This is a genomic window from Pseudomonas reactans, from assembly GCF_013387025.1.
Classification (GTDB): Bacteria; Pseudomonadota; Gammaproteobacteria; order Pseudomonadales; family Pseudomonadaceae; genus Aquipseudomonas; species Aquipseudomonas reactans.
In genome coordinates this window covers 22,013-39,643 of sequence record NZ_JACAQP010000033.1, presented here as the reverse complement: position 1 = coordinate 39,643, position 17,631 = coordinate 22,013, and the positions used below count along the sequence as shown (strand labels likewise).

14 protein-coding genes are annotated in these 17,631 nt (G+C 62.6%); 10 read left to right on the top strand and 4 right to left on the bottom strand.

Going from position 1 to position 17,631, the window contains the following annotated elements:
* Positions 1-67: 67 nt before the first annotated feature.
* The 3 genes from HX793_RS24940 to HX793_RS24930 are packed head-to-tail and all read left to right on the top strand — an operon-like array spanning position 68 to position 2,327.
* Entirely contained in the window at positions 68-1,072 is a 1,005-nt protein-coding gene (locus HX793_RS24940; RefSeq protein WP_177053786.1) for an aldo/keto reductase, read from the top strand.
* 17 nt (positions 1,073-1,089) lie between these two features.
* On the top strand, positions 1,090-1,887 hold the full coding sequence (locus HX793_RS24935; RefSeq protein WP_177053785.1) for an SDR family NAD(P)-dependent oxidoreductase: 798 nt from the start codon (positions 1,090-1,092) through the stop codon (positions 1,885-1,887).
* Positions 1,888-1,916: 29 nt separating this feature from the next.
* A complete protein-coding gene (locus tag HX793_RS24930; protein ID WP_016975577.1) occupies positions 1,917-2,327 on the top strand; it encodes an SRPBCC family protein in 411 nt (136 codons plus the stop codon).
* A 115-nt stretch (positions 2,328-2,442) separates the two neighbouring features.
* On the opposite strand, the gene HX793_RS24925 is transcribed toward HX793_RS24930, so the two are convergent.
* Together HX793_RS24925 and HX793_RS24920 are read right to left on the bottom strand one after the other, a co-directional pair.
* Positions 2,443-3,834: a sensor histidine kinase gene (locus tag HX793_RS24925; protein ID WP_016975576.1), complete on the bottom strand. Its 1,392-nt coding sequence runs from the start codon at positions 3,832-3,834 to the stop codon at positions 2,443-2,445.
* The gene (locus HX793_RS24920; RefSeq protein WP_010211030.1) at positions 3,812-4,495 is read right to left on the bottom strand and encodes a response regulator transcription factor; all 684 of its coding nucleotides are present in this window, start codon (positions 4,493-4,495) and stop codon (positions 3,812-3,814) included. Before HX793_RS24920 ends, HX793_RS24925 begins: the two co-directional genes overlap by 23 nt.
* Before the next feature lie 315 nt (positions 4,496-4,810).
* Here HX793_RS24920 and HX793_RS24915 point away from each other — a divergent pair, with 315 nt between their 5' ends.
* Positions 4,811-5,716: a hypothetical protein gene (locus HX793_RS24915; protein ID WP_095015851.1), complete on the top strand. Its 906-nt coding sequence runs from the start codon at positions 4,811-4,813 to the stop codon at positions 5,714-5,716.
* 98 nt (positions 5,717-5,814) lie between these two features.
* Here HX793_RS24915 and HX793_RS24910 read toward each other — a convergent pair whose 3' ends face one another.
* Positions 5,815-7,026 (bottom strand): multidrug effflux MFS transporter, encoded by a 1,212-nt coding sequence (locus HX793_RS24910; protein WP_177096514.1) that lies wholly within the window; start codon positions 7,024-7,026, stop codon positions 5,815-5,817.
* A 92-nt stretch (positions 7,027-7,118) separates the two neighbouring features.
* Here HX793_RS24910 and pdxR point away from each other — a divergent pair, with 92 nt between their 5' ends.
* The 5 genes from pdxR (at position 7,119) to HX793_RS24885 (ending at position 14,554) form a co-directional block, all read left to right on the top strand.
* Positions 7,119-8,540 carry a MocR-like pyridoxine biosynthesis transcription factor PdxR gene (gene pdxR / locus HX793_RS24905; protein WP_177096516.1) on the top strand — a complete coding sequence of 474 codons (1,422 nt, stop codon included), beginning with the start codon at positions 7,119-7,121 and terminating at the stop codon, positions 8,538-8,540.
* A gap of 26 nt (positions 8,541-8,566) precedes the next feature.
* The gene (locus HX793_RS24900; RefSeq protein ID WP_177096518.1) at positions 8,567-8,905 is read left to right on the top strand and encodes a hypothetical protein; all 339 of its coding nucleotides are present in this window, start codon (positions 8,567-8,569) and stop codon (positions 8,903-8,905) included.
* 96 nt (positions 8,906-9,001) lie between these two features.
* Entirely contained in the window at positions 9,002-10,231 is a 1,230-nt protein-coding gene (locus tag HX793_RS24895; RefSeq protein WP_177062370.1) for a TolC family protein, read from the top strand.
* Complete coding sequence (locus HX793_RS24890; protein ID WP_177096519.1) at positions 10,224-11,399, top strand: efflux RND transporter periplasmic adaptor subunit; 1,176 nt, start codon at positions 10,224-10,226, stop codon at positions 11,397-11,399. Before HX793_RS24895 ends, HX793_RS24890 begins: the two co-directional genes overlap by 8 nt.
* Positions 11,396-14,554 carry an efflux RND transporter permease subunit gene (locus HX793_RS24885; protein WP_177096521.1) on the top strand — a complete coding sequence of 1,053 codons (3,159 nt, stop codon included), beginning with the start codon at positions 11,396-11,398 and terminating at the stop codon, positions 14,552-14,554. Before HX793_RS24890 ends, HX793_RS24885 begins: the two co-directional genes overlap by 4 nt.
* Here the strand turns inward: HX793_RS24885 and HX793_RS24880 are convergent.
* Positions 14,484-15,392, bottom strand: coding sequence for a MurR/RpiR family transcriptional regulator (locus tag HX793_RS24880; RefSeq protein ID WP_010211026.1), 909 nt, complete (start codon positions 15,390-15,392; stop codon positions 14,484-14,486). The two genes, HX793_RS24885 and HX793_RS24880, sit on opposite strands and share 71 nt — an antisense overlap.
* Before the next feature lie 284 nt (positions 15,393-15,676).
* Between HX793_RS24880 and HX793_RS24875 the strand changes: the two genes are divergently transcribed.
* Positions 15,677-17,614 carry a bifunctional 5-dehydro-2-deoxygluconokinase/5-dehydro-2-deoxyphosphogluconate aldolase gene (locus tag HX793_RS24875; protein ID WP_177096524.1) on the top strand — a complete coding sequence of 646 codons (1,938 nt, stop codon included), beginning with the start codon at positions 15,677-15,679 and terminating at the stop codon, positions 17,612-17,614.
* Positions 17,615-17,631: the final 17 nt, after the last annotated feature.

Sequence of the window (17,631 nt, the reverse complement as noted above, 5' to 3'; positions counted from 1 at the left end):
TCCGATCTCTGCAATCTAGGATCTGCTCAACGGTCACAGCGACCCCTGAACCCATTGAGGATCCATCATGAGCTTGAAAGACAAACTCCCCGGCCAGCTCGGCTTTGGCACCGCACCGCTGGGCAACATGTTCCGCGCCATTCCTGAAGACGAGGCCCAGGCCACTGTGGAGGCGGCCTGGAACGCCGGCGTGCGCTATTTCGACACTGCGCCGTTCTACGGCTCGGGCCTCTCGGAAATCCGCCTGGGCCAAGCGCTGTCGCAGTACAACCGCGATGATTTCGTGCTCAGCACCAAGGTTGGCCGGGTGATCCTCGACGAAGTCGAAGACAGCGCCCGCGACCTCGGCGAAAAAAGCGGCGTGTTCGAACACGGCCGCCCCAACAAGATGCTCAACGACTACAGCGCCGACGCCACCTTGCGCTCCATCGAAGACAGCCTGACCCGCCTGAACACCGATCGCCTGGACATCGTGTGGATTCACGACATCGCCCAGGACTTCTACGGCGACCAGTGGCTGGAGTACTTCAACCAGGCCCGTACCGGTGCGTTCAAAGTGCTGACTCGCTTGCGCGAAGAGGGCGTGATCAAGGCCTGGGGCCTGGGCGTGAACCGCGTCGAGCCGTGCGAATTGACCCTGGACCTGACGGAAGCGCAACCCGACGGCTTTTTGCTGGCCGGCCGCTACACTCTGCTGGACCACGATCGCGCCCTGCAACGCCTGATGGACGCGGCCCTGGCGCAGAACGTCGAAATCGTCGTCGGTGGCCCCTACAGCTCCGGCATCCTTGCCGGTGGCGAACACTTCGAATACCAGAAAGCCAGCCCGGCGATCATCAGCAAGGTCGAGCAGATCAAGGCGATTGCCCAGGCGTTCGGCGTCAGCGTGAAAGCCGCCGCGCTGCAATTCTCCCTGGCCCATCCGGCCGTGGCAGCGGTGATTCCCGGTGCCAGTCGTCCGGGGCGGATTGCCGAAGACGTTGCAGCGTTGTCAGAAAAGATTCCAGCAGCCTTCTGGCAGGCCCTGCGCGATGCCCGATTGATTTCGGATCGTGCACCACTGCCGCTTTAACTTCAGGAGTTTCAATCATGAAAATTGATGTAAGCGGCAAAGTAGCGATTGTCAGCGGCAGCACCGCCGGTATTGGCCTGGGCATCAGCCAGGCGCTGGCGCAGTCCGGCGCCACGGTGGTGGTGATCGGGCGTGAAGCGGGCAAGGTGGATGACGCCTTGGCGAGCATCCGCCAGGCCGTTCCCGGTGCTGACCTGCGTGGTTTGGTGGCGGATCTCGGTACGGCCGAAGGCGCAGAAAAACTCTTCGCTGCCGAACCGCGTGCCGACATCCTGGTCAACAACCTGGGCATCTTCAACGATGTGGATTTCTTTGAGGCCCCGGACAGCGAGTGGACGCGCTTCTATGAGGTCAATGTGATCTCCGGCGTGCGCCTGGCGCGGCATTACACGCCGGGCATGGTCGAGCAGGGCTGGGGGCGGGTGATTTTCCTGTCGTCGGAGTCCGGCGTGGCGACCCCGGCGGACATGATCAACTACGGCGTGACCAAGAGCGCCAACCTGGCGGTGTCCCATGGTTTGGCCAAGCGCCTGGCGGGCACCGGCGTGACGGTAAACGCGGTGTTGCCTGGGCCGACCTTTACCGACGGCCTGGAGCAGATGCTCAAGGACGCCACCGCACAATCCGGGCGCAGTGCGCGGGACGAGGCGGATGTGTTTGTGCGTAACGCACGGCCGACCTCGATCATCCAGCGCGCGGCCAATGTGGATGAAGTCGCCAACCTGGTGGCGTACATTGCTTCACCCCTGTCATCTGCCACCACCGGTGCCGCGTTGCGGGTCGACGGTGGTGTGGTCGACAGCATGGCCATCTGAATTGTTTTTCATTTTCTGGAGTAATTAACGTGGCAACAGCGTCTTCTGTGATTGAAATCCCGGTTTCGGCCGATCAGGTCTGGCAATTGGTCGGCGGCTTCAACAGCCTGCCGGACTGGCTGCCGTTCATTGTAAAAAGCGAGCCAAGCGATGGCGGTCGCGTGCGTCATCTGCAAACCGCCGACGGTGGTGTGGTGGTGGAGCGGTTGCAGAGCTTTGATAACGTCGGGCGCACCTACAGCTACACCATCGAGCAGTCACCGTTCCCGGTGAGTGCGTACCTGGCGACATTGCAGGTTGAAGCCCTGACCGAAACGTCGGCGAAAGTGACCTGGTCGGGTGTGTTCACGCCGGCGGCGGGGACTACGGATGCGGCGGTGGAGGAATTGTTTGCCGGTGTCTACAGCGGTGGGCTTGAGGCGTTGCGGGCTAACTTCTAACTCCAGTGTGGGAGCTGGCTTGCCTGCGATAGCGGTGTATCAGTCACTGGAAATGTTGACTGATCCACTGCCATCGCAGGCAAGCCAGCTCCTACAAGGTTTTGTGGTGCTTGTGTTATTCAGGCATGAGCTGCTGGCGGCATTCCAGGACTAATCTGGCACCGCCTTGTTCACTGGTACCCACTTCCAACTTGAACCCATGCAAGTTGATGATCGCCGCCACGATCGACAAGCCCAACCCGAACCCGCCTTGCTGGTCGCTTTCATCCACGCGATAGAAGCGCTGGAACACTGCGTCACGTTCCGCCGCGGGTATGCCGGGGCCGGAGTCGTGCACTTCAATGCGCGTGCTGCCCGCATCATTGACCCCGCGCAAGATCACTTCGCCGCCCGGTGGGGAGAACTTGATCGAGTTGCTCAACAGGTTGGCCAGGGCTTCGAACAGCAGCGCGCGGTCGCCGGTGATCCACGGCAGGGATTCCGGGGTTTCGAGCCGCAGTTGCAGTTCGCCTTCTTCGGCCAGCGGCAGGTAGAAGTCGTGCAACTCGCGCAACAGCGGCAGCGGGTCCATGACCAAAAAGCCGGAGCGACGCTGGTGGTCTTCCAGCTCGGAGATTCGCAACAGCCCACGAAAGCGTGCCATCAGGGTGTCGGTTTCGGCAATCGCGTCATCCAGCTTTACCGCGTAGTCCGACTCCGCCTCGGCCTCCTGCTTGATCCGGTACAACTGCGCGCGCAAGCGTGTCAGCGGGGTGCGCAGGTCGTGGGCGATGTTGTCGCACACGCCCTTGACCTCGTTCATCAGCTTCTCGATGCGATCCAGCATGGCGTTGACGATGGCCGCGAGCATGTCCAGTTCGTCGCGGCGATTCGACAGCGGCAGGCGGTGGGTCAGGTCGCCGGCAACGATGGCTTCGGCGCTGGCCTGGATCCCGCGAATTCGCCGCAACGGGCGTCGACGCAATAAGTGCCAGCCGGCAGCGCCGGGGATAATCGTCAACGAAAGCGCCCACAGCAGGGCATGCCAGATGATCCGGGTCACGCCGAACAGCGAACCGTTGGCGCGCACCAGCACCAGCCAGCGGCCGTCTTCGGTGTGGGTGGCGACAGCGTCGCAGCTGTCCTTGGGCAACTTGGGGTCGTCGGAGTCGACGCAATTGACCAGGGCGTGGATCTTGCCGTCCAGCGGCAGGTCCGGCGGCACCGCGCGGATCGGCCCACTGAGCGGGCGGAACTGCTCATCGAACAGACCGTAGGCGTCCACGCCCTTCATGTCGAAGGTCATGCTGGTGGTCAGGGCTTCCACCAGTTCTTCGCCGTCAAAGCGTTGGAACAGGTGCTGGCGCTGCATCAGCGAATGGCGCGACAGGTCACCCAGGTAACCCGACACCTCGTAATACAGCACCCCCATGAGGATGCAGCTCCAGGCCACGAACAACGAACTGTACAGCGCCAGCAAGCGGCTGCTGGAAGAGCGCCAACCTTTAGAGGGGTTCAGCAATGACATAACCGGAACCTCGTACCGTGCGGATCAGCGGCGTGAGGCCCGGTGGGTCGATCTTCTTGCGCAGACGGCCGATGTGCACGTCGATCAGGTTAGTGCCGGGGTCGAAGTGATAGCCCCAGACTTCTTCGAAGATCATCATCCGCGACAGGATCTGCCCGGTGTTGCGCATCAGGAATTCCAGCAACTTGTATTCGGTGGGCAGCAGGCTCAGGGGCTGATCGGCGCGACTGGCTTCGCGGCTGATCAGGTTCAGCTCCAGGTCGGCCACGCGCAGGGCGGTTTCGAACTCCTGGACCGTGCTTTTGCGCCGCAGCAGCACTTCGACGCGGGCGGCCATTTCGTCGGAGGCGAACGGCTTGGTGAGGTAGTCATCCCCGCCGGCACGCAGGCCGCGTACACGCTCATCCACGTCGGAGAGGGCGCTGATCATCAGGATCGGCGTCGACACTCCAATCGTGCGCAGCGTGGTGACGATGGCCAATCCATCGAGCTCCGGCAGCATGCGGTCGAGGGTGATCAGGTCGTAATCGCCACTCACGGCGCGGACCAGGCCTTCACGGCCGTTGTCTACCCAATCTACATCCAGTCCATGGCTACTCAGCTCGGCGACGATCTCGCGGGCCGTTACGGCGTCATCCTCGATGGTCAAAATTCGGGTCATGGGATTACCTTTCACACTGGAAGACCGCAATCGCCGGCAAGCCGGCTCCTACAGAAGTACGGGCATTTTGCCAAGAAATGGCTGAACGCTTCCTAAATAAAACTTCATGTTGGCAAAACCGCCAAATTTTCCTTCAGGAATGCATAACGCCCGCCTGCCATTGGCGTTTCTTGCAACTTGCATGGTCCTGGGAAGTTCAAGTTATTTAACCTGTTGAAATATATAGATATTTATTTTTGTGACGACTGGCATGGTGCCTGCACTGTCCCTTTTGAGATTTGTAACACTATTTTTCTGCCTTGGAGCACAACAACAATGATCACATCCTCATCCACGCTGCAAGAGTCGAGCGCGCTCTCCGGGGTTTCCTGGGGGGCGATTTTTGCTGGGGCGGCCGCTGCGGCCGCATTGTCCCTGATCCTGGTGCTGCTGGGCTTCGGCCTGGGTTTTTCGGCGGTGTCGCCGTGGGCTGACAGTGGTATCAGTGCCAAAGGGCTTGGCATTTCCACGATTGTCTGGCTGGCGTTTACCCAGATCGTCGCGTCCGGGCTGGGCGGTTACATCGCCGGTCGGTTGCGGGTGAAATGGGCGAATATGCACGGCGATGAGGTGTACTTTCGCGACACCGCCCATGGTTTCCTGGCCTGGGCTGTGGCCACGCTGATTACTGCGGTACTGGTGGTCGGTTCGGTGAGCAGTGTCGTCAGCGGCGGCGTGAAAGCCGGTGCCAGCGTTGCAGCCGGCGCGGCCAGCGGCATCACCCAAGCTGCTGGCAGTGCTGCCAAAGGTGTTAACGGCGGCGACTTCGATTACTACGTCGACAGCCTGTTCCGCGACGACCGTCCGGTCGCCGTCAGCGATGACGCCGCCCACGGCGTGGTTGCTCGCATCTTCACCCGCACGTTGGCCAACGATGGCCAACTGGCTCCCGAAGACCGTGCCTACCTGGCCCAGTTGATCAGCCAGCGCACCAACCTTAGCCAGGCGGATGCCGAAGCGCGTATCGACAAAGTCTACGGCGATGCCCGCAAAGCGGTGGAAGACGCCAAGCTCAAAGCCAAACAAGCTGCTGATACCGCCGCCAAGGTCGCTGCCTACACCTCACTGTGGACCTTTGTTGCCCTGTTGATCGGCGCGTTCTTCGCCAGCTTCGCAGCCACCTTTGGCGGTCGTCGTCGCGATGCCGTGGTGTATGTCGAAACCGAACACTTCGTACGTTAATTCAAGGAGAACATCATGCGCTCATTACTGCTTTGGTTCCTCGGTGTGCCTATCCCGGTGATCATCCTGATCGCGATCTTCATGCACTGATTGTTGTGTTACCCGAGCCGCGCCTGAGCAACAGGCGCGGCTTTTTGCTGCAAGGCCAGCCAGCTTGTCACCAGCAACACACTGGCCAGTGCCGTCATCATCACCAACGGTGCCGACGTGCCATCGGACAACAGCCCGGTCGCCCAACTGCTCACAGCCGTCAGGAACATCTGAGTGAAAAAGAACAACCCGGATGCCGTTCCCGCGATTGCACCATAGGGCTGCAGCACCGACAGCTGACAGGCCGGAATCACCATTCCCACCGACACCATGATCAGCACCATCGGCAGCACGATCGCCAGCCATTCTCCCGGCAGCGCGACGGTCGCCAGCGCGAGAATCCCACTGCCCAGCACGTTCACGGCTATGCCGGCGACGATCAAACGGTCTGCCTCGAAGCGCCGCACCAGCCGACGAAACAGGTTCGCGCCCAGCATGTAGCCGCTGATAGTTGCTGCGAAGACCAGTGCGTAAGCAGTCGCAGACAGATGAAACCCCCTTTGCAGCAATGCCGATGACTCGCTGATAAACGGAAAATAGGTGCTGTACACGCAACCGATCGCCAGGGAATAACGCAGGAAGTAACGGTCACGCAGCAGTTGGCCGTAAATGCGCAGCAGCCCACGCGGCGGGGCGGCGGCGACTTCCGCCGGGCGGGTTTCAGGCAGACGGCGATACACCACCAGGCACAGCCCAGCTCCGATTACGCCCAGCAGCACGAACAGCCCGCGCCAGTGGATGAACGGCAGCATCAGGCTACCCAGTACCGGCGCGGCCATGGGCGAAATGGCCATGGCCATGGAGATCAGCCCAAGCAGGCGTGCTTGCTCGTTGCGGTCGAAGTAATCGCGCACGATCACACGGCCGATCACGGTGGTGCAACAGCCACCCAAGGCTTGGAACAGTCGGGCGATGATCAGCACGGCGATGTTGTCCGCCAGGGCACAAGCTGCCGTGGCGAGGACATACAGGAACAACCCGGCCAGCAACACCGGACGGCGACCAAAGCGGTCGGTGAGCGGGCCGCTGACCAGCAGTGAAATCGCCGAGCCGAGTGCGTACAGCGTCAGGGTCAGTTGCAACTGGCTGTCGCTGGTCTGGAAGTCATCAGCCATGGCGGGCAGGGCCGGCAGGTGCATGTCCAAGGTGATGCGTGGCAAGGCGATGAGCACGGTCAGCAGCACCAGCCAGAACCCGGTGGAGAGGGCGCGTTGAGTCATGGGACGTCTCGATGCAAAGAGTAGAGCCCGGACTCTAGTCGCATTGTGGTTTAATCATTAGGACCACTTGTGCCTTGTTTGAAAGGACCACTATGAGCCGAGGAAAAACCGCATCCGCCCTCGATTTGCCGCGCCCCGACACGCTGGAGGCGGGCAAGCAGCAGGGCGCCTACGAAGCCTTGCGCGGTGCGATCCTGAACCGCCAACTGCCGGCGGGCAGCCGTTTGCCCTCCACGCGGAGCCTGGCCGAACGCTGGCGGGTCTCCCGTGGCACGCTGGAAGCCGTGTTCGACCGCCTGCACAGCGAAGGCTACGTGCAACGGGTCGCCGGGTCCGGCACGCGGGTGTGCGCGGTGATCCCCGAGCAGTTCATCGCAGCGCCGTTGGCCAAGGACATACCCCGTCGGCCTGTGGAGTCTGATCTGCCGGACAGTGGTGTGCAGAGTCATGTGCCCTTTGTCGCACGGCGCCCGGATGCCAGCCTGTTCGATCTGAAGGGCTGGGCCCGCTGCATTACCCGTGGGCTGTTGTCAGTCGGGCCGGGCGTGTTGGAAGCGTCACACCCGGCCGGCCTGCCCGAGTTGCGCGCACAGATCGCCGACTACCTGCGCAGCTATCGCGGCCTGCATTGCGAAGCCGATGAGGTGATTGTCACCACCGGCATCCGCCACGCCCTGGCCCTGATCGCGCGCAGCGTGCTCAAGGCTGGCGATAGGGCCTGTGTCGAGGATCCCGGCTACCTGCCGGCACGGCGCCTATTCACGCTGGCAGGCGCCGATGTGCAGGGCATCCCCGTCACCGCCGAGGGCCTCGATACTGCGCAACTTCCCGAGACAGCCCGCTTGGCCTACGTCACCCCGGCGCACCAGGCGCCCCTGGGCATGACGCTGTCGGTGTCCCGTCGCCTGGCGCTGCTGGACTGGGCTGCCCGCGCCGACGCCTGGGTGGTCGAAGACGATTACGACAGCGAGTACAACTACAACACCGCGCCACTGGCCGCGCTCAAGTCCCTGGATTCGGCCGACCGCGTGATCTACTGCGGCAGCTTCAACAAGAACCTGTTCCCCGGCTTGCGCGTCGGCTTCATGGTGGTGCCCAAGGCGTTGCGTCGCGGGCTGTTGCGCACCTTGCAACTCACCGGACATTCGGTGGGGGCCACTGATCAATTGGGGTTGGTCGAGTTCTTGCGCACTGGCGCCTTCGTGCGTCACTTGCGTGCCTCGCGCCAGGCGTACCAGGCCCGTCGCGATGCGTTGCTCGAATGCCTGGGCGGGCGCTGCGCGGTCAGTGGCCAGCAGGCTGGGTTGCATTTTGTGTTGTGGTTGCCGGCCGGTGTCGAAGAGGGCGATTTCTGCAAGCGTGCCGCCGAAGCCGGGTTGACGCTGCAGCCACTGGGCAAGTTCTGTCACGGCGTGAGCTTGCCGCCGGCGGTGATCATCGGCTACACCGCGTTGACCCTGGCCCAGATCCGCTATCACGGCCGAGTTCTCACGCAATTGTTAATAGCGGCTTAACCCGCGCTTGGCTAGACTCGCGCCCCATGAGCCGCCTTTTGCGTTTAGTTCTGGTCCTGCTGTTGAGCCTCACGCTTCCCCTGACCGGGATGGCGGGTGTGCCATCGAGCACCGAACCCTGCCCGATGAAGATGTCGGACATGCAGGTGATGACCGACATGAACCCGGACTGCTGCCAAGACGGTGTTGATCACGGCAAGGCCTGCAAACCCGGCCAGGAATGCAAAACCGGCGGCCTGCTGCAACTCTCCCTGCCGGTGCTCAAGGCGCCGTTGACCCTGGCCCATCCGCTGCTCGTCAGCGCTTTTTCGGATTTCATCCCCGACCGCACGCCGTCCGGCGTCTGGCGCCCACCCCGTTCCTGATTCCTGTTGCACCTCAAGACGCATCCCCTGAACGGGATGGCTTTGCTGCGGGCCGCGTAACGCGGCGCGCAGCGCAACGGAACAGGAATTTTCAACATGAATCCCTTCTACATGCGCGCCCTGGTGGTGGGCGTGCTGGCGTGGCCGGCGTGGGCGAGTGCGCTGACCCTGGACGACGCCCTGCGCCTGGCGCAGAACAACGCACCGTCGCTCGCTGCTGAGTCGGCCAAGTTGCAAGCTGCGACCCAGGCGGCGATCCCGGCGGGTGAATTGCCCGATCCGAAACTGGTGGTCGGCCTGCAGAACTTCCCCATTGGTGGGCCCAATCGCGGCACGCTGTATGGCGATGACATGACCGAGCAAATGATCGGTATCCAGCAGCAGGTGCCCAGCCGCGACAAGCGCAAGGCGCGTATCGAGCTGGCCGATGCCACGGTGGAGCGCACCGCGGCCGAAGGTCGGATCGAGCGCCTGAACGTGCGCCAGGCCACGGCCCAAGCCTGGATCCGTGCCTATGCGGTGGAACGCAAGGAGGTCTTGTTCAAGGACTTCTACCAGCAGAACCGCCTGCTGCAAGACAGCGTGCGTGCGCAATTGGCCGGTGGTCGCGGCCAGCCCTCGGATGCGGTAATGCCCAAACAGGAAGCCGCCGAACTGGCCGGGCGCGAAGACAAGCTGACCCAGCAACGCGCCCAGGCCCGCGCGGCGCTCAAGCGCTGGATCGGCCCGGCCGCCAATGAAGCACCCAGCGGCCAGTTGCCCAACTGGCCCATCGACGGGCGCTACAACCTGCATCAACACCCTGAACTGCAAGCTTTTGCGCCGCGCACCCGCGAGGCGCAAGCGCGGTTGCGCGAAGCCAAGGCGCAAAAGACGTCGGACTGGAGTTGGGAAGTGGACTACCAGCACCGTGGCCGTGAATACGGCGATATGGTCAGCCTGCAATTGAGTTTCGACCTGCCGATCTTCCCCGGTCGCCGGCAAAACCCCGGGATCGCCGCCAAGCAAGCCGAGCTGGATCAGCTGGATGCCGAGCGCGAAGCGGTCACCCGCGAACACACCCAGCAACTGGATGATGACCTCGCGCAATACCAGCGCTTGGACCGCGCCGTGCAGCGCAGCCAGGACAGCCTGGTGCCCCTGGCCGAAGAAAAGGTCGCGCTGAGCCTGGCCGGTTATCGCGCTGGCAAGGGCGACTTGCTCAACCTGGTCAGCGCCCGCCGTGAGCTGGTCGAAGCCCGTTTCAAACAGATCGATGCCCTCGAGCAACGTGCCCTGATCGGCGCGCAGCTGTATTTCGCCTACGGAGAAGCCTCCCATGATTAATCGATTCCTCGCGGTGGCGCTGTTGGGCGGTGGCCTGGGCGCCGGTTACTGGCTGGCGCAGGTACCGGCTCCGGTCGCCGCCATGGCCGACAAACCGGCGCTGTACTGGTATGACCCGATGTACCCGCAGCAGAAATTCGACAAACCTGGCAAGTCGCCTTTCATGGACATGCAATTGGTGCCGCGTTATGCCGAAGGCGCTGCAGACAGCACCGCTGTGCAGATCGACCCCCGTGTGGCGCAGAACCTCGGTGTGCGCCTGGCAATGGTCACCCGTGGCGTGTTGGCGTCCACGCTGGACGTGTCCGGCATCCTCGCCTTCAACGAGCGCGACGTCGCCGTGGTACAGGCGCGGGCGGCCGGCTTTGTCGAGCGCGTGTATGACCGCGCGCCGGGCGACGTGCTCAAGGCCGGCGCGCCTCTGGCTGACCTGTTGATACCCGAATGGGCGGCGGCCCAGGAAGAGTTCCTGGCCTTGCACCGCAGCGCGGATGCGAGCTTGTTGGCGGCAGCGCGTCAGCGTTTGCGTCTTAGCGGTATGCCCGCCGGGTTGATCGCGCAGATGGAGCGAAGCGGCCGTGTGCAATCGGTGTTGACCGTCACCAGCCCCATCGGCGGCGTGGTGCAAACCCTGGACGTGCGTGAAGGCATGACAATGGCGGCGGGGCAGAGCCTTGCGCGCATCAATGGCCTGGATCGCCTGTGGTTGCAGGTTTCTGTGCCGCAAGCTCAAGGTGCGGCGCTGGCTGTGGGGCAAGCGGTGGAAAGCCGCTTTGTCGGGCTGCCGGGGCAAACCGTCAAGGGCACCGTCAGTGCCATTTTGCCGGCGATTGCCGGCGACAGCCGCACCGTGCAGGTTCGCGTTGAACTGCCCAATACAGCCGGCACGTTGCGCCCCGGCATGACGGCCCAGGTGCGCGTGGCACAATCCTCCGCGCAATCCGTGCTGCAAGTGCCCAGCGAAGCGTTGATCCGTACCGGTAAACGTACGCTGGTGATGCTGGCCGAGGAGGGCGGGCATTACCGCCCGGTGGATGTCGAGGTCGGCGCGCAAAGCCAGGAGATGACGGTGATCCGCAGCGGTTTGCAGGAAGGCCAGCAGGTGGTCGCGTCCGGTCAATTCCTGCTGGACTCTGAAGCCAGTTTGCGCGGGATTATCCAACCATGATCGCCTTATTGATTCGTTGGTCAGTCGCCAACCGTTTTCTGGTATTGCTCGCGACGTTGTTTGTCACCGCTTGGGGCGTCTGGGCGGTTCAAAACACGCCGGTCGACGCACTGCCGGACCTCTCCGATGTGCAGGTGATCATCCGCACGCCGTATCCCGGCCAGGCGCCGCAGATCGTGGAAAACCAGGTCACCTACCCGATGACCACCACCATGCTTTCGGTGCCGGGCGCCAAGACCGTGCGCGGGTTTTCCTTTTTCGGCGACAGCTACGTGTATGTGCTGTTCGACGAAGGCACCGACCTGTATTGGGCGCGCTCGCGGGTGCTGGAATACCTTAGCCAGTTGCAGGCGCGTTTGCCCGCATCGGCCAAACCGGCGTTGGGGCCGGACGCCACTGGAGTCGGCTGGATCTACCAGTACGCACTGGTGGACCGCAGCGGCCAGCATGACCTGGCGCAGTTGCGCGCCTTGCAGGACTGGTTCCTCAAGTTCGAACTCAAGACCCTGCCCAATGTGGCCGAAGTCGCGACCATCGGTGGCCAGGTCAAGCAGTACCAAGTGCAGCTCGATCCGCTGGCCCTGGCCAATCGCGGCATCACCCAGGCACAGGTGGTGGAGGCCATCGGCAAAGCCAACCAGGAAACCGGCGGCTCGGTGCTGAACATGGGCGAGTCCGAGTACATGGTGCGGGCGTCCGGCTACCTCAAGTCGCTGCAGGATTTTCGCGGGATTCCCTTGCGGCTGGACGCCAACAGCGTACCTGTGACCCTGGGTGATGTGGCAACCGTTCAACTGGGGCCGGACCTGCGTCGGGGCGTCAGCGAGCTGGACGGCGAAGGCGAAGCGGTGGGCGGTGTAGTGATCCTGCGCAGTGGCAAGAACGCGCGGGAGGCCATCGCAGCGGTAAAAACCAAGCTTGAGCAACTGAAAAGCAGCCTGCCGCCCGGCGTGGAGATCGTCACCACCTACGACCGCAGCAAACTCATCGACCGCGCCGTGGACAACCTCAGCCACAAGTTGCTGGAAGAGTTCGTGGTGGTGGCGCTGGTCTGCGGGATTTTCCTGTGGCACCTGCGTTCATCCCTGGTGGCGATCATTTCGCTGCCGGTGGGGGTGTTGATCGCGTTTATCGTCATGCGTTTCCAGGGCATCAACGCCAACATCATGTCCTTGGGCGGCATTGCGATTGCCATCGGCGCGATGGTCGACGCGGCGGTGGTGATGATCGAAAACGCCCACAAGAAAATCGAAGCCTGGCACCACGCCAATCCGGGTCGTGAACTCAAGGGTGAAGACCACTGGAAGGTCATGACCGACGCGGCGGTAGAGGTCGGCCCGGCGCTGTTTTTCTGCCTGTTGATCATCACCTTGTCGTTCATTCCGGTGTTTACCTTGCAGGCCCAGGAAGGTCGCTTGTTCGGTCCGCTGGCCTACACCAAGACCTACGCCATGGCGGCGGCCGCCGGTTTGTCGGTGACCTTGATCCCGGTGCTGATGGGCTACTGGATTCGCGGGCGTATCCCGGATGAGCAGCGTAACCCGCTCAATCGTGGCCTGATCAAGCTCTACCAGCCTGCGCTGGAGGCGGTGCTGCGTCGGCCGCGCCTGACCCTGGTGGTGGCGTTGCTGGTGGTCGCCAGTGCGCTGTGGCCAATCTCCAAACTGGGCGGGGAATTCCTGCCGCCGCTGGACGAAGGGGATTTGCTGTACATGCCCTCGGCACTGCCGGGTCTGTCGACGCAAACGGCGGGTGAGTTGCTGCAACGCACCGACCGGCTGATCAAGACCGTACCCGAAGTCGCACACGTGTTCGGCAAGGCCGGTCGCGCCGAAACCGCCACTGACCCGGCCCCGTTGGAAATGTTCGAGACCACTATCGAGTTCAAGCCTCGTGACCAATGGCGCCCCGGTATGACCCCGGACAAACTGGTGAAGGAGCTCGACCGCGTGGTGCAGGTGCCGGGGCTGACCAACATCTGGATCCCGCCGATCCGCAACCGCATCGACATGCTTGCCACCGGCGTGAAAAGCCCGGTCGGCGTGAAGGTCGCCGGTACCAGCCTGATGCAGATCGACGCAGTGACCCAGGCGGTGGAAAAAGTCGCCAAGGGCGTGCCGGGCGTCAGTTCAGCCTTGGCCGAACGCTTGACCGGCGGGCGTTACATCGACGTGGATATCGACCGGGCAGCTGCCGCGCAGTACGGACTGAACATCGCCGATGTGCAGTCGATTGTGTCGGGTGCCATCGGCGGGGAAACCATTGGCGAAACCGTGGAAGGCCTGGCGCGCTTCCCGATCAGCCTGCGCTATCCAAAGGAATGGCGCGACTCGGTGACGGCCTTGGCAGGTTTACCGATCTACACGCCGTCAGGCAGTCAAATCACCCTGGGCACGGTGGCCAAGGTCAAGGTGAGCGACGGCCCGCCGATGCTCAAGAGCGAAAACGCACGGCCTTCCGGCTGGGTCTACATCGACGTGCGTGATCGCGACCTGGCGTCGGTGGTGAAGGACTTGCGCACAGCGATCAACCAGCAGGTGCAGCTGCAACCGGGCATGAGCCTCAGCTATTCGGGGCAGTTCGAATTCCTGGAGCGGGCCAATCAACGCCTGAAACTGGTGGTGCCGGCGACCTTGCTGATCATCTTCGTGCTGCTGTACCTGACCTTTCGCCGGGCGGACGAAGCATTGCTGATCCTGGCGACTTTGCCGTTCGCACTGACGGGCGGGGTGTGGTTGCTTTACGGGCTGGGTTTCAACCTGTCAGTGGCCACGGGCGTAGGGTTTATCGCGCTGGCCGGTGTGTCGGCGGAGTTCGGCGTGATCATGCTGCTCTATCTGAAAAACGCCTGGGCCGAACGCAAGGATGGGGATCTGCTGGCCGCCATCACCGAAGGCGCGGTGCTGCGGGTACGGCCCAAGGCGATGACGGTGGCGGTGATCATCGCGGGCTTGTTGCCGATCCTGCTGGACAGCGGCACTGGCAGCGAAGTGATGAGCCGCATCGCCGCGCCGATGATCGGCGGGATGCTCACGGCGCCGTTGTTGTCGCTGTTTGTGATTCCGGCGGCCTATCGGTTGATGCTCAGTCGTCGAAGCCGACCTGCTCATGAATCTCATCCACCTTCAACTCCAATCGGTACGCCACCGCAATAAACAACGCCTGGCACAGGCACAGGGTGGCGCTCAACGAGCGGAAGGCAAACGACGAGCCTTCATTCACCAACAGCACCGCGTTCGCCCGCTTGGCCAGGGGCGACAGGTTGCTGTCGGTGATGATCAGGGTCTTGGCCTGATGATGCTGGGCGATCCGCAAACAGTGCTGGGTTTCTTTGCCGTAGGGCGTAAAGCTGATGGCGATCACCAGGTCATTGGCGCGCACGCTGCGCATCTGCTCGCGGTAGCTGCCGCCCAGGCCTGAAATCAGGTGGATGCGCTTGTTGGTGTGTTGCAGGTTGTAGACCAGGTAATCGGCCACCGCAAAAGAGCGGCGCACGCCGACCACGTAGATATTGTCGGCATTCACCACCAGGTCCACGGCTTTGTCGAACGCGACATCATCCAACTCCAGCCCCAGGCGCTCGATGCCGGACAAGGTCGCGTTGACGCATTCGCGCGCCAGGTCGCCACCGCTGGCCTTCTGCGACTTGTTGGCGATCATGCTGCGGATGCGTTGTTGGTAGTTCTGCACCGGCGTGGTCTTGTGGGTGTAGGCCTCGCGGAACAACGCCTGCATCTCACTGAAGCCACTGAACCCGAAACGTTGCGAGAAGCGCACGATGGCCGACGGGTGCACCTCGCACTCGCGGGCGATGTCGCTGATGCGGTCGACCATGATCCGGTCGCTCTGCTGGCTCATGTAGCTGGCGATGCGCTTGAGCTGGCGCGGCAGGCTCTCGTATTCGTCGGTGATCAGCTGCAACAGGCGCTCGGCATTGATCGGAGGGCTGGCGATAGTGTCTTCCAGGGTGGTCTCGGGATCGGTGCGGGACATGGGCAATCCTTCTGGCGTTTTTGTCTGTTGCGCTGATGGGTGGCGCAAGTCTACAGGGTAGGCGCAAAAAAATACCTCGGCATCACGGCCGGCGTAGCCTGCTGAAACGATGCACTGTAGTGGGATGGCCCCTGTACAAGCTTAATGGAAAAAATATTCCAATGAAAAAATATCTGGAATAAATATTGATTGGCGTCGCCGGACGTTCTAGTCTGCTCCCACCAAGAGCGTTTGCCGTCGCCACGTCGGCACAACGCAGGCTGATAAAAATAACAGGAGCCAGCATGGGCCAGACTCGTTTTGCCAGTGGGCGTCAATTGGATCTGATTTGCCTCGGGCGCCTGGGCGTCGACCTTTATGCGCAGCAAGTGGGTGCGCGGCTTGAGGACGTGTCCAGCTTCGCCAAGTACCTCGGCGGGTCCTCCGCCAACATCGCCTTCGGCACCGCCAGGCTCGGGCTCAAGTCGGCGATGTTGAGCCGGGTCGGCGACGACCATATGGGGCGCTTCCTGGTGGAGTCCCTGGCCCGCGAAGGCTGTGACGTCAGCGGCATCAAGGTCGACCCGGAACGCCTCACCGCCTTGGTGTTGCTCGGCCTCAAGGACCGCGAAACCTTCCCCCTGGTGTTCTACCGCGAAAACTGCGCCGACATGGCCCTGCGCGCCGAAGACATCAACGAAGCCTTTATTGCCTCCAGCAAGGCGCTGCTGATCACCGGCACGCATTTCTCCACCGACGGCGTGTACAAGGCCAGCATCCAGGCCCTGGACTACGCGGCCAAGCACAACGTCAAGCGTGTGCTGGATATCGACTACCGCCCGGTGCTGTGGGGCCTGGCGGGCAAGGCCGATGGTGAAACCCGCTTTGTCGCTGACCAGAATGTCAGCCAGCACGTGCAGACCATCCTGCCGCGCTTCGATTTGATCGTCGGTACTGAAGAAGAATTTCTTATCGCGGGCGGCAGTGAAGATTTACTCACCGCGTTGCGCAGAGTGCGTGAACTGACCCCGGCGACCTTGGTGGTCAAGCTCGGCCCGCAGGGTTGCACGGTGATCCACGGCGCTATTCCAGCGTGCCTGGAAGACGGTGCTATCTACCCCGGTGTGCGCGTTGAAGTGCTCAACGTATTGGGCGCCGGCGATGCGTTCATGTCGGGTTTCCTCAGCGGCTGGATCAACGACGCGAGTGACGAGCGTTGCAGCCAGTTGGCCAACGCCTGTGGCGGCCTGGTCGTCTCCCGCCACGCCTGCGCGCCGGCCATGCCGACGCCGGCGGAGCTGGAATACCTGTTCAACAGCCCGGTGCCGATTACCCGCCCGGACCAGGATGTGACCCTGCAACGCCTGCACCGCGTGACGGTGCCGCGCAAGGCCTGGAAGCAATTGTTCGTGTTTGCCTTCGATCACCGCTGGCAACTGGTGGACTTGGCGCAAAAGGGCGGCCAGGACCCGGCGCGCATCAGCGATGCCAAGCAACTGTTTATCCAGGCCATCGAACGCGTCGAGAAAAAACTCGCCGAGCAAGGGGTGGAAGCCGACGTCGGCCTGCTTGCCGACCAACGCTTCGGCCAGGACGCGCTCAACGCCGCCAGTGGTCGTGGCTGGTGGATCGCGCGCCCGGTGGAAGTGCAGAACTCGCGCCCCCTGGCGTTCGAACATGGTCGTTCAGTGGGCAGCAACCTGATCGCCTGGCCCCAGGAACAGATCATCAAGTGCCTGGTGCAATTCCACCCGGATGACGAGCCGATGCTGCGCCTGGAGCAAGAGGCACAACTCAAGGCGGTGTACGAAGCGTCGATTGTCAGTGGCCATGAGCTGCTGCTGGAAGTCATCCCGCCCAAGGATCACCCGTCCACCTGCCCGGACGTGCTCTACCGCAGCCTCAAGCGCCTGTACAACCTGGGTATCTACCCGGCGTGGTGGAAGATCGAGGCGCAATCGGCCGAAGACTGGAAGAAGCTCGACGAACTGATCGAGGAGCGCGATCCGTACTGCCGTGGCGTGGTGTTGTTGGGCCTGAATGCCTCGGCGGAATTTCTCGCCGACGGCTTCCAGCAGGCCAGCCAGAGCACCACCTGCCGTGGGTTTGCCGTGGGCCGCACAATCTTTCAGGAACCGAGCCGCGCGTGGATGGCGGGGGAGATCGATGACGAGACCTTGGTCCAGCAGGTGCAAGCCACCTTCGAACAACTCATCAACGCCTGGCGCAGAGCCCGCGCTTAACCGTTGAAATGCAATCC